The sequence below is a fragment of the Pseudomonas guariconensis genome (assembly GCF_900102675.1).
Lineage (GTDB): Bacteria > Pseudomonadota > Gammaproteobacteria > Pseudomonadales > Pseudomonadaceae > Aquipseudomonas > Aquipseudomonas guariconensis.
The window spans coordinates 534,301-545,000 of the sequence record NZ_FMYX01000001.1; the positions used below are offsets into that span (position 1 = coordinate 534,301).

The following is a 10,700-nucleotide window of genomic DNA, read 5'->3' on the forward strand; positions in this document are numbered from 1 at the left end:
GATTACCGCAACTTAGGCCTGCCACCCTGCACTGCTCGATCAAGGCGCCGGCCGGGAGGTATCCGGAGCTTGCGACCTTGATACTAACAACTGGTCTAGACCAAGAATTGACCCTGCGAGTGAGTTTCTACGTACAAAGTCAATTCGGGGCTTAGCGTGACTGGATTCAAGGCATGAGCCTGCGAACAAATCGTCAAGGCTTTTGGCTACGCCATTGTCGCGGGCTAACGCCAAACCAACGGCGAAAAGCCCGGGAGAACGCACTGGTTTCGGAGTACCCAAGCAACGCTGCCAGGTCAGACACTGGCCGCTTGGGCTGTCGCAGGTAATGCACCGCCACTTCGCGGCGCACCTTCTCCACCAGTTGGCTGAAGCTCACGCCTGCTTCGCGCAGATGGCGCTGCAATCCGGCGCCGCTGAGCTGCAGCGACTGCGCGATCGTTTCCAGGCACGGCTCTCCGCCGCTCAGGGCAAGGCGTACCTGAGCGTCCACCTCGTCCAGCAGGTTGCGCCGTTGATCGCGTGCGCCCAAGCGCCGGAGCACGTCCTGGACCAGAAACAGCAGATTGGCATCGCGCTCCGGCATGATCTGGTCCTTCAGGTCGGTCTTGGGTACCAGCATCGAATTACAATTGCGATCGAAATAGACAGGCGCGCCGAACGCCCGCTGATGGGCTTGCCCGTCTAGTGGGCGCGCGTGCTCGAAGCTGACTGCAAATGGCGCCCAGTCCTTGCCCAATACGTGGCGCATCAGGTTCAGCACCATGCCCATGGTCAATTCGGCATCCTGCCGGCGCTCCAGGATGGCGCTGTGCCGAACCTGATAATCGAAGCGATAGCACTCGCCGCAGTCGGCCAGCCGTATCAAGGTATCGTGCTGATGATAAGGAAACGCTGCCGCGAAATTGCGCAAGGCCTCCTCCAACGTACTGGAAAACAACCCGACATAGCCCAGCAGCCCCAAGGCTTGAGGCTGAAACTGCAGACCGTAATGCAAACCGAAATTGTCGCAGTGCGATTGGCGGGCTGCCTCCTCGAGCACCTGGCAGTAATTGGTGAGCGGCAGGCTGAGTGTGGGTTGGCGCAGGCTTTCAGGATTGACGCCGGCACGTCCCAGCACCAGGTCGATGTCACCCCCAACTTCCGTCACGAACCCCTCCAGCCCACTGGCAGCGGCCGACAGGACGCCGAGGTTGCCCGCGACTGGCGAAACGGTGCAGCAGTGCAGTGGAGAACTCATGGTCTATTCCAGTCCGAATTCGTAGATTCGGTAATGCAAATGCTGTGCCCTTGTATCGCCCTCTCAAACAGCCCCTTGCAGTCGAATCAGCTTTCAGAGACCGCCCTGTACTTGGGGCAATGGGTAACATCGCGTAACAATCAGTCACGCAAGAAAGCCGGCAAAGCCAGAACGCCCTGTTCGGTTGACTGACCCGTCCATTAATGCTCAGATGCGCCCCAGTTTCAGGTGTCCCCTGCCGCCGTGCCGGGGATTAAACGGGAAGCCGGTGCCTCGCCTTGCGCGATCAGTCCGGCGCTGCCCCCGCAACGGTAAGCGAGCGATGCATTCGATACACCACTGTGCCGCCGGCATGGGAAGGTGAATGCCTCAAGCCCCTCGCAAGCCCGGAGACCGGCCTGTCACCTCTGTTGGCAACACCCGCGGTGGGCGGGCGCGGGCCGTCTTGGGCAGGCCACTGTCCGCGATTTCCTTGCGCGCCGTCTCCAGTCGGGCTTCATTCACCCCCGGTACGGTTGGTCTGCATGTCATCCCCTACCCTACGTCTGGAAAGCGTGCACTGGGCTCCCTCGCCCGGCGGTCAACGCCTGCTCGACGACATCGACCTGCAAGTCCACCCCGGTGAATTCGTCGGCCTGATCGGCCCCAATGGCAGCGGCAAGACCAGCCTGTTGCGCTGCGCCTATCGCTTTACCCGACCCGATGGCGGGCGCGTGCTGCTGGAAAACGAAGACATCTGGCAACAGTCCCCACGCTGGGTCGCCCAGCGCGTGGCAGTGATGCTGCAGGAGTTTCCCGAAGATTTCGGCCTGAGTGTGCGAGACGTGGTCGCCATGGGCCGAACCCCGCACCAAGGTTGGTTCGACAGTCATGACGACCAGGCATTGATCGATGCCTGCCTGCAGCGACTAGGCCTGCATGCCCGAGCCGACCAGGGCTTTGCGCCGCTATCCGGCGGTGAGAAGCAACGTGTATTGCTGGCTCGGGCACTGGTGCAGCAACCGCGCTTGTTGATCCTGGACGAGCCGACCAATCATCTCGACCCACGTTACCAACTGGCCTTGCTCGAACACCTGCGTGGTACTGGTCTAGGCCTGTTGGCGAGTTTCCACGACCTGAACCTGGCCGCAGCTTTCTGCGATCGCCTGTATGTCCTCGATGCAGGTCGCATCGTCGCGCAAGGGACACCGGAGCAAGTGCTGACCGAGCACCGCCTGGCGCAAGTCTTTGGTGTTCGCGCCCTGGTCGATCGCCACCCATTGGCGCCCCACCCACGTATTACCTGGATCACCCCCGCATGAAGCGACGCCTGACTCATCTGGCCCTGCTCGCCGCCCTGCCCTTCGCAGCCTGGGCTGACAGTTACCCCGTCACCGTGCGCAGTTGCGAGCGCGACATCACCTTCACCCAAGCGCCCCAGCGGGCTGTGAGTCACGACATCAACCTCACCGGGATGCTGCTGGCACTGGGGCTGCGCGAGCGGATGGTCGGCTACAGCGGTGTCAGCGGTTGGAAGACCCTCGACCCGTCCCTGCGTGAGGCCTTGACCGGCCTTCCTGAACTTGCACCGCGCTATCCGTCGCCGGAGAACCTCCTTGATGCCCAGGCCGACTTTCTGTTCGCTGGCTGGGGTTACGGCATGAACGTGGGCGGCCCGCTGACGCCGCAGACCCTCGCACCGCTGGGCATCCCCGTGTATGAATTGAGCGAATCCTGCTCATGGATCATGCCCCGGCGCCAGGCAAGCCTGGAGGACCTGTACCAGGACCTGCTCAACCTGGGGCGCATCTTCGACGTTCAACCGCGGGCCAACGTGCTTGTCGAGCATCTGCAGCAGCGCGTTGCGCAGGTCCACGCGCAACTGGCCCCAGTGCAACACAAACCCCGCGTCTTTCTCTACGACAGCGGCGAAGACCGCCCCACCACTTCTGGCCGACTCGGCATGCCCCAGGCACTGTTTGAGGCCGCTGGTGCCGACAACGTAATGGCCGACGTGAATGCCAGCTGGACCCAGGTCAATTGGGAGAGCGTCGTGGCGCGGGATCCGGAAGTGATCGTCATCGTTGACTACGGGCCGACGAGTTGGGTGCAAAAACGCGATTTCCTGCTCAATCACCCCGCCTTGAGCGAGGTAAAGGCCATCCGCGAGCGCCGCTTCGTAGTGCTGTCGTACCTGCAGGTCACCCCATCGGTGGACAACGCAAGTGCCATCGAGCAATTGGCTGCGGCCCTGCATCCGCAACTGTTCGCCAAGGCAACGCACTGATGCCGGTTCGTAGCCCAGGGGGCTATCGCCTGCTGATGTCGCTGCTGCTGATCGGTGTGCTGTTCTCTTGCCTGCTGTCCCTGGGCTTTGGCGCGGCCCATGTGCCGCTGGCGAAGGTCACGGGCATCACGCTGTATCAGTTGGGTATGACCGATATGGGCGACTGGAGCCGGGGGCAGGCGCAAATCGTCTGGCAGATCCGCGCCCCACGGGTACTGCTCGGAGCCATGGTGGGGGCAGGCCTGGCCCTGGTTGGTGGTGCCTTGCAGGCCGTCACCCGCAATCCGTTGGCCGACCCGCACCTGCTGGGCGTCAGCTCTGGTGCGGTACTCGGAGCGGTGCTGGTGGTGCTGTTCTTCGGCACCTTTGCAGGCCCTTTCAGCCTACCCCTGGCAGCCTTCGTCGGCGCCTTGGGCAGCATGTTGCTGGTCCTGGCAGTGGCTAGCCGGCGCGGTCGACTGGACAGCGACAGGCTACTGCTGGCCGGGGTGGCTGTGTCGTTCGTGGTCATGGCGCTGGCCAACCTGCTGCTGTACACCGGCGACCCTCATGCAGCCAGCTCGGTGATGTTCTGGATGCTCGGTGGCCTGGGCTTGGCACAGTGGCCGCTGCTTTGGCTGCCGGCGATCTGCGTGTTGGCTGGGTTTGTGCTGCTGATGAGCCTGGCCCGGGCATTGAACGGGTTGATGAGCGGTGAACAGACTGCCGTCAGCCTTGGCTTCGAGCCGCGCCGTGTGCGAGCTCAAGTGTTCGTTGGCTGTGCCCTGCTGACGGGGGTGCTGGTATCGCTTTCCGGCGCCATCGGTTTCGTCGGCCTGATGCTGCCCCACGTCGCCCGTCGCCTGGTCGGTGCCGAGCACCGTCGACTGCTGCCTGCCTGCGCCCTGCTCGGCGCGTTGTTCGTGGTGTGGGTGGATATCGGTGCGCGCACACTCATCGCGCCTCAGGACCTGCCCATCGGTATTGCCACGGCCGCCATCGGCGGGCTGTTCTTCATCGTCCTGCTGCGCCGCAAGGCCTGAACCTAGCGATGTTTGCGGGCCTGCACCTGGCGCTTGAGTACACGCAAGGGTGGCGCGTAGAAGAATCCGAACGACACGCTTCCCTTGCGTCCAGGCATCGCATGGTGCAGTCGATGCGCCCGATACAGGCGCTTGAGGTAGCGGTTCACAGGTTTGGGCGCGCAAGGCCAGTGACGATGAAAGAGCCCATCGTGGGCCAGCACATACAACACGCCATACCCCGCCACACCGCCGCCAACCCACTGCAGCGGCGCGTAGCCCGCCTTGCCCAGCGCCACCAGGCCCGCTGCGACCAGCGCCAGGGCCACCAGGTAGACATCGTTGGTCTCCAGCATGCCCAGGTGCGGCTCATGGTGCGATCGGTGCAGCCACCAGCCCCAGCCATGCATGATGTACTTGTGAGCCAGCGTGCCGACGCCCTCCATGGCCACTAGCGTGCCGAACAGGATGGCGAGATTGAACAACATGTAACAGTCCGAGATGAGCAACGAGGTGGGCAAGGTTACCATTGCCGGCCCTCCCTTCGGAGGTTTTTCCATGAAGCTTGTGTCGGCCTGACAGACACTTTCAGCCGACTCTTTTTCGCCAAGGACAGCCCCATGCGTATCCGTCTCACACACTGCCACGACCTCGCCCAGCTCGCAGCGGTCGAACGCTCCGCTGCTCAAGCCTTCAAGCGCTTGCCTGAACTGGCCTGGCTGGCACAAGCCGATGTGCTGGAAGACGCCACGCATCAGTGCTGCATCGCGCAGCAGGCCAGTTGGGTCGCGGTGGACGAGCAAGATGTGCCGATCGGGTTCATCTGTGCGCAAACCACCGCCAGCGAGTTGCACATTCTGGAGCTCTCGGTACAAGAGCACGCCCAAGGCAAAGGGCTGGGCCGCCGCTTGTTGCAGACGGCTGTCGAGGCTGCTCGCAGCCGTGGATTGCAAGGTGTCACGCTGACTACCTTCACTGATGTACCGTGGAATGCGCCGTTCTACGCCCGCCAGGGGTTCACCATCCTGGAGCCTGCGCAGTTGGATGAACGCTTGCGGGGCATATTGCGCAGTGAACAGGCCCATGGCCTGTCCGGGCGTTGCGCCATGCGGTTAGCAATTGGCTAGCGCACTGCTCGCCAGGCTGTAGCGGTCACGCCCTTGGCGCTTGGCCTCATACAGGGCGGCGTCGGCGGCGGCTGTCAGGCTCTCTGGTGTGATCGCCTCCGCCCCCGGAGAGCCCACTGCGATTCCGGCGCTGGCCGATACCTGCCCCAAGGGGCTGCCAGCATGCTCGATCACCTGCCGACGCAGCAGCATGAGTATCTCCTGCACGATCGCCACCGCACCTTGGGCGTCGGTGTTGGGCAGCAACAGCGTGAACTCTTCGCCGCCGTAGCGCACCGCCAGGTCGCCAGGGCGCTTCAATGCGTGGCCCAGCAACTCGCCAACGCGCCGCAGGCATTGGTCACCCGCCAGATGGCCGTAGCGGTCGTTATAGGTCTTGAAGTAGTCCAGGTCGATCATCACCAGGGCCAAGGGATAGGCCTGACGCCGGGCTCGACGGATCTCCGCCTCGAACACCCCATCCAACCGACGGCGGTTGCCAAGGCCGGTCAGGCTATCGGTCAGGGCCAAGGATTTGAGCGTCTGATGCGCCTGGTGCAGTGCGCGCTCGATGGCAATGCGCTCGCGCAGCTGGCGCAGCACCACCCAGCCGAAGGCCGCGAGTCCCGACAGCAACAGTAATAACACCGCGGCCGACTTGAGCATGTCGTGGCGCCAAGGCGCGATGATCGACTCACGCGACAGCCCAGCCTCGACCACCAATGGATAATTGGCCAACGCCCGGTAGGCATACAGACGCGGCGTGCCGTCGACCACCGCGACGGCTTCCACCACACCCTGGTCGGCGTAAGGCAGGTGGTTGCGAAAGATCTCGCTGTCGGCCAGGCTGCGCCCCACCACCTGCTCCACGAAGGGCCGGCGCACGAGAATGGTGCCATCGCGCATGGCCAGCACGAGCGCACCGCGTTCGTCTATCTTGAAGTCGCCGTAATAGCGCACGAACCAATCCACCTTGATCGAACCCAGCAGCACGCCGGCGAAGCTGCCGTCGGGGTTGTTCAGCCGCCGTGAGATCGGAATGATCAGATCACCTGTGGAACGACTGCGCACCACCGAGCCAACGCGCACGCCTCGGTCGGCGTGGGTTCGGTGATAGATGAAGTAATCGCGGTCAGCATTGTTGGCCCGCGGGGCGATGGTCGGTTGATCGGTGACGATCCAGCGCCCATCGGCGCCGTAGACGAACAACCCATGCAGTTGCGGCATGATCGCTTTTTGTTGCCTGAGCAGCGCATGCAGCCGAGGCCGGTCCAGGTGGTCGAAGCCATCACCCTCGATGCGCTCGGCCAGTGCGGCCGTAATCGCATCGACTTGGCGAATGGCATCTTCGGCATGCTGGGCTGTCGCCCGGGCCAGGTTGGTTACCGCATCTTCGGCGTTGAGGAAGGCATGCCGATAGTCGCGCCAGATCCGCCAGCCTTCGATCAGCACGAAGGCCAGCATCACGACCGCCATGAAGCTCAGTACCAGGCGGAACAAGGCAACGGCGCGGCCCTCGCCAGTCACGGCGAACGGTCCCTCCTCGTCCTGCCTCCTGCTTGCTGCCATTACAGTCCCTTGTGTCCAGCACCCTACCGCCCTTGACTATAGATCAGTGACGCGGGGGTGCGGACAGCTCGATCCAGGCCGGCGCATGGTCGCTGGCCTTCGGTTCGTTGCGCACCCAGGCGTGAACACCGGCGGCCAGGAGCCGCGCAGAAAGCGCTGGGCTGAGCAACAGGTGATCGATGCGCAGGCCCGCATTGCGGGGCCAGTGATTGCGAAAGTAATCCCAGAACGTGAAAACCTGCGCATCAGGATGCAACTGGCGGATCGCATCGCTCCAGCCTTGTTCGAGCAGGCGTTGGTAGCACGCCCGGGATTCAGGCTGGAGCAACGCGTCCTTGAGCCAGGAGCGGGTGTTGTAGATGTCCTGGTCGGTGGGCACCACATTGAAGTCCCCCGCCAATACTGTCGGGTGGCCGCTGTCGAGCAGCGTTCTGGCGTGGCCGATCAGGCACTCGAACCAGCGCAATTTGTAGTCGAACTTGGGGCCCGGCTGAGGGTTGCCATTGGGCAGATAAAGGCAGGCGATCAGGACGCCATGCACTGCGGCTTCCAGGTAACGGCTCTGGCTGTCGTCGTCCATGCCTGGCAGACCTCGGCGCACTTCGAGCGGTTCGCTGCCTCGGGCCAGGATGGCCACGCCGTTCCACGACGCTTGCCCGTGGTACAGGCAGCCATAGCCCGCCGCCTCCAGCGCCTCGCGCGGAAAGTCCTTGTCTGCAGCCTTGAGTTCCTGAAGGCAGGCCACATCCGGCTGCTCGCGCTCGAGCCAGGCCAGCAATCCTGGCAGGCGGCTGCGGATACCATTGATATTGAACGTGGCAATTTTCAATGTCTTCATGCGTCAGGGTCGTCCACATGGGCCTGCACGGCTTCCTCGAGGGCGCGCACATGGGCCTGGTCGGCCAGGGCTTTGAGCGCCAGCCAGTCGTCCCAGTCGATCGCGCCGTCGTCACGCAGCGCCTCGGCGGTACGCACCAGCTCATGATGGTAGGCGTCTGGCGATTCGCGCCGATAGCTCGCGTCATCGTACTGGGCGTACCAGGCCTCAAGCTCCGGAATGCTACGTTCGATGCTCATGGACCGCTCCTCGATGCAACCTTTGAATCTCTGAGCCTCGTCTTGCCCCAATGTTCAAACCAATGACCGTTGGTGCCGCCACGGCACAGAAAAATCAAACCTTTGCCCATAGGCTGCGCTCAACCATAAGCGACACTGAGGTCGCGCCAATGGATAAGGAGTGACACATGAGCAATCTGTTCCTCAAGCGCGTCGGGTTGACCGTCGCACTCGGCATGGCGTCGATGCACGTGCTGGCCGCCAGCTCCAATGACTTTGTCGACGATGCGACCGAAGCCGGCATCGCCGAAGTCGTGGCCGGCAACCTGGCCCAAGAAAAAAGCAAAAGCCCTGAGATCAAGGCCTTCGCCCAGCAGATGGTCACCGACCATACTAAAGCCAACCAGAAGCTCGGCGACATCGCCCGCTCCCTGGACCTGAGCACACCGGATGAAGCCGCGCTGACCGACAAGGTCAAGAAAGTGATCCTGGAATGGCGCGACGAATCCTTCGACAAGTCCTACATCAACAACCAGGTCGACGCCCACGAGAAAGCCGTGAAGCTGTTCAAGGAAGAAGCCAGCACCTCCGACAAGGCCGAGCTCAAGGCTTTTGCCAGCGAAACCCTGCCTAAGCTCGAGCATCACCTGGAACAGGCCAAGCAACTCCAGGCCAAATACGGCAAATGACCTGCAACGAACGTGAGGCGCATCATGAGTAACGATGCATTGCGATCAGAAATCCTCACCCGCCTGCTCCATGCCCACCCGCAAGGGCTGGGCAAGGAGCTGCTGGATAACTATCGCGGCGAAAAGGCCGTGGCGGGGATGCTCAAGACCCTGCAGGAACAGGGCCTCATCCAGGACGGCAGTGTCGATGTGGACGCCGAGCACCAATTGAACGTCGTCTACCCAATCAAGTTATCGTCCGCGGGAGTCGAGGAAGCCAAGAAAGTAGATCAGTAATGAGCTAGGGGCCGCCTTGCGGCCCTTTGCGCTCACGCTTTCTTTTCGTCATCCCGGGGCGGCTTGGCCGGCCCTTGCGGGTCTACTTGTGGATCTTCGAGATCAGGTGAGTCCGGGTCGAAGCCCAGATCGTTCTTGTGGGTGGCGTTTTCGGAGGAATGCGGCCCCTGGTCGGGCTTGCGGGAATCAGACGGGTTCATGGCGAGTCTCCAGGCGAGTGTCTAGGGAAGAACCCGCCCTGGCGGATAAGTTTGATTCATCTGCCGGTTCCCATGCCCAGCGGCATCACTGCTTGGCTTCCCTCTGCGCCAGCCGGGCCTCGCAGGCCGATAGTGCCTCGGTCCGCGCATCGAGCATGCCCTGCAGACGCTCGAGTTGGCGTGCCTGTTCGCCGCACAGCTCGCGCTTTTGCTCCAGTTGCACTGTCTGGCTCTGCAACTGACGGCGTATCTCGTCGCTTGCGCCTTGGGCCTGGGCTAGGATCGAGCGCAGCCCTTGCACTTGGGCATCGCGCTGCTCCAATTGCGCCTCCAGCGCCGTGCGCTGCTCCACAGTCTGACGATGCTCTGCGATCAACCGCTCGTTGTCCCGGTGAAGATGTGTGGCCTCTTCCTGGCGTACCTGCAGGTCCTGCTGCAGTTGATGCAGCTCCCTCTGCAATTGCTGTACCTGCGCCTCATGGCGGCGCTGATCCTGTTCGCGCTGTTCGTGGGCGTGGCGGTGCTTCTCTTCCAGTGAACGCACCTGCTCGTGCTTGTCGGCCAGGCGCACCTGCACCTCTTCCAGTGCCTGGTTAAGGCTGGCGCTGCGCAATTGTTCCGCTTGCAAGGTGCTTTGGGTCGTCAGCAGTTTTTCGGATTCGGCCTGCAGCGCACTCGCTTGAATCTGCAACTGTTGCTGCGCTGCCGCCAGTGCCTGCTGCGCCATCTTTACTTGGTCTTGCAGCTGCTCGCGCTGCGCCTCGAAAGCCGCTTCAGCCTCGCGCAGACGTGCCTGGGCCTCGTCGTTGAGCTGCTCGGCCAATTGCTCGACCAGGCCGCTCAGTTGGGCGCTCAGGCTCGCAGTGTCCAACGGGGCTGGAGGCTGCCCGTCCAACTCTTTGAGATACCGGTGGATCGTGGTCTTGGAACCGGTGTTGCCGAGCTCGATACGTACTGCGTCGATACTCGGGTGCTCTCCCCTGGCCAGTAGTGCCTGTCGCGCGTGCTGCACTGACGCCTTGTTGATGCCGACCCGGGCCATGTCCGCTCCTACAATCGTACTGTGGTACATACCATGTAATACGTAGGAATTCTGCCCTTATGCACAGCGACAATCAACTACTCAGTGCAGGTCGAACTCGTGGTATTCCGCGCCATGTTGCTGAAGCTGACACCGGCGCTGGTCAATTGGCGACCTTCAGCTCAGCGGGAGACGCTAAGCCCCCTTCCACCGCCACAGCGGCATTCCTCGGCGGCGGCATGACAGAGCATCGAAAGCGACACCCGCGAATCGCAC

General features: G+C 62.6%; 13 protein-coding genes and 1 riboswitch. Of the genes, 6 read left to right on the plus strand and 7 right to left on the minus strand.

Annotated elements, in window-relative coordinates:
* Positions 1 to 193 precede the first annotated feature (193 nt).
* Complete coding sequence (gene qhpR / locus BLS27_RS02325) at positions 194 to 1,240, minus strand: AraC-like transcriptional regulator QhpR (RefSeq protein WP_090342868.1); 1,047 nt, start codon at positions 1,238 to 1,240, stop codon at positions 194 to 196.
* A 209-nt stretch (positions 1,241 to 1,449) separates the two neighbouring features.
* Positions 1,450 to 1,656, plus strand: a riboswitch (cobalamin riboswitch).
* A gap of 108 nt (positions 1,657 to 1,764) precedes the next feature.
* On the opposite strand from qhpR, the gene BLS27_RS02330 reads away from it, so the two are divergent.
* The 3 genes from BLS27_RS02330 to BLS27_RS02340 are packed head-to-tail and all read left to right on the plus strand — an operon-like array spanning position 1,765 to position 4,528.
* A complete protein-coding gene (locus BLS27_RS02330; RefSeq protein ID WP_070573535.1) occupies positions 1,765 to 2,541 on the plus strand; it encodes an ABC transporter ATP-binding protein in 777 nt (258 codons plus the stop codon).
* Positions 2,538 to 3,506, plus strand: coding sequence for an ABC transporter substrate-binding protein (locus tag BLS27_RS02335; RefSeq protein ID WP_090342871.1), 969 nt, complete (start codon positions 2,538 to 2,540; stop codon positions 3,504 to 3,506). Before BLS27_RS02330 ends, BLS27_RS02335 begins: the two co-directional genes overlap by 4 nt.
* On the plus strand, positions 3,506 to 4,528 hold the full coding sequence (locus tag BLS27_RS02340; RefSeq protein WP_090342873.1) for a FecCD family ABC transporter permease: 1,023 nt from the start codon (positions 3,506 to 3,508) through the stop codon (positions 4,526 to 4,528). Before BLS27_RS02335 ends, BLS27_RS02340 begins: the two co-directional genes overlap by 1 nt.
* Positions 4,529 to 4,530: 2 nt before the next feature.
* On the opposite strand, the gene BLS27_RS02345 is transcribed toward BLS27_RS02340, so the two are convergent.
* Entirely contained in the window at positions 4,531 to 4,995 is a 465-nt protein-coding gene (locus BLS27_RS02345) for a sterol desaturase family protein (protein WP_043210605.1), read from the minus strand.
* A gap of 132 nt (positions 4,996 to 5,127) precedes the next feature.
* Here BLS27_RS02345 and BLS27_RS02350 point away from each other — a divergent pair, with 132 nt between their 5' ends.
* Complete coding sequence (locus BLS27_RS02350; protein ID WP_090342876.1) at positions 5,128 to 5,634, plus strand: GNAT family N-acetyltransferase; 507 nt, start codon at positions 5,128 to 5,130, stop codon at positions 5,632 to 5,634.
* On the opposite strand, the gene BLS27_RS02355 is transcribed toward BLS27_RS02350, so the two are convergent.
* From BLS27_RS02355 to BLS27_RS02365, 3 genes are read right to left on the minus strand one after another with little or no spacing between them, the layout of a single operon-like run.
* Positions 5,620 to 7,182 (minus strand): sensor domain-containing diguanylate cyclase, encoded by a 1,563-nt coding sequence (locus tag BLS27_RS02355; protein WP_090342879.1) that lies wholly within the window; start codon positions 7,180 to 7,182, stop codon positions 5,620 to 5,622. The two genes, BLS27_RS02350 and BLS27_RS02355, sit on opposite strands and share 15 nt — an antisense overlap.
* 43 nt (positions 7,183 to 7,225) lie before the next feature.
* Positions 7,226 to 8,020, minus strand: coding sequence for an exodeoxyribonuclease III (gene xth / locus BLS27_RS02360; RefSeq protein WP_043210542.1), 795 nt, complete (start codon positions 8,018 to 8,020; stop codon positions 7,226 to 7,228).
* Complete coding sequence (locus BLS27_RS02365; RefSeq protein WP_043210544.1) at positions 8,017 to 8,259, minus strand: hypothetical protein; 243 nt, start codon at positions 8,257 to 8,259, stop codon at positions 8,017 to 8,019. Before BLS27_RS02365 ends, xth begins: the two co-directional genes overlap by 4 nt.
* Before the next feature lie 167 nt (positions 8,260 to 8,426).
* Between BLS27_RS02365 and BLS27_RS02370 the strand changes: the two genes are divergently transcribed.
* Positions 8,427 to 8,927, plus strand: coding sequence for a DUF4142 domain-containing protein (locus BLS27_RS02370; RefSeq protein WP_043210547.1), 501 nt, complete (start codon positions 8,427 to 8,429; stop codon positions 8,925 to 8,927).
* Between the two features lie 24 nt (positions 8,928 to 8,951).
* Positions 8,952 to 9,203: a hypothetical protein gene (locus tag BLS27_RS02375; protein ID WP_043210548.1), complete on the plus strand. Its 252-nt coding sequence runs from the start codon at positions 8,952 to 8,954 to the stop codon at positions 9,201 to 9,203.
* 32 nt (positions 9,204 to 9,235) lie between these two features.
* Here the strand turns inward: BLS27_RS02375 and BLS27_RS23770 are convergent, their stop codons facing one another.
* Together BLS27_RS23770 and BLS27_RS02380 are read right to left on the minus strand one after the other, a co-directional pair.
* Complete coding sequence (locus tag BLS27_RS23770) at positions 9,236 to 9,403, minus strand: DUF6021 family protein (protein WP_167358058.1); 168 nt, start codon at positions 9,401 to 9,403, stop codon at positions 9,236 to 9,238.
* An 85-nt stretch (positions 9,404 to 9,488) separates the two neighbouring features.
* The gene (locus BLS27_RS02380; RefSeq protein WP_090342883.1) at positions 9,489 to 10,445 is read right to left on the minus strand and encodes a DNA-binding protein; all 957 of its coding nucleotides are present in this window, start codon (positions 10,443 to 10,445) and stop codon (positions 9,489 to 9,491) included.
* Between the last annotated feature and the right edge of the window lie 255 nt (positions 10,446 to 10,700).

What these genes read in the sequence shown, in the direction of transcription:
- xth (WP_043210542.1), bottom strand. Translation starts at nt 8,020, where the DNA reads ATGAAGACATTGAAAATTGCCACGTTCAATATCAATGGTATCCGCAGC.
- BLS27_RS02370 (WP_043210547.1), top strand. Translation starts at nt 8,427, where the DNA reads ATGAGCAATCTGTTCCTCAAGCGCGTCGGGTTGACCGTCGCACTCGGC.
- BLS27_RS02340 (WP_090342873.1), top strand. Translation starts at nt 3,506, where the DNA reads ATGCCGGTTCGTAGCCCAGGGGGCTATCGCCTGCTGATGTCGCTGCTG.
- BLS27_RS02365 (WP_043210544.1), bottom strand. Translation starts at nt 8,259, where the DNA reads ATGAGCATCGAACGTAGCATTCCGGAGCTTGAGGCCTGGTACGCCCAG.
- BLS27_RS02375 (WP_043210548.1), top strand. Translation starts at nt 8,952, where the DNA reads ATGAGTAACGATGCATTGCGATCAGAAATCCTCACCCGCCTGCTCCAT.
- qhpR (WP_090342868.1), bottom strand. Translation starts at nt 1,240, where the DNA reads ATGAGTTCTCCACTGCACTGCTGCACCGTTTCGCCAGTCGCGGGCAAC.
- BLS27_RS23770 (WP_167358058.1), bottom strand. Translation starts at nt 9,403, where the DNA reads ATGAACCCGTCTGATTCCCGCAAGCCCGACCAGGGGCCGCATTCCTCC.
- BLS27_RS02355 (WP_090342879.1), bottom strand. Translation starts at nt 7,182, where the DNA reads ATGGCAGCAAGCAGGAGGCAGGACGAGGAGGGACCGTTCGCCGTGACT.
- BLS27_RS02330 (WP_070573535.1), top strand. Translation starts at nt 1,765, where the DNA reads ATGTCATCCCCTACCCTACGTCTGGAAAGCGTGCACTGGGCTCCCTCG.
- BLS27_RS02345 (WP_043210605.1), bottom strand. Translation starts at nt 4,995, where the DNA reads ATGTTGTTCAATCTCGCCATCCTGTTCGGCACGCTAGTGGCCATGGAG.
- BLS27_RS02380 (WP_090342883.1), bottom strand. Translation starts at nt 10,445, where the DNA reads ATGGCCCGGGTCGGCATCAACAAGGCGTCAGTGCAGCACGCGCGACAG.
- BLS27_RS02335 (WP_090342871.1), top strand. Translation starts at nt 2,538, where the DNA reads ATGAAGCGACGCCTGACTCATCTGGCCCTGCTCGCCGCCCTGCCCTTC.
- BLS27_RS02350 (WP_090342876.1), top strand. Translation starts at nt 5,128, where the DNA reads ATGCGTATCCGTCTCACACACTGCCACGACCTCGCCCAGCTCGCAGCG.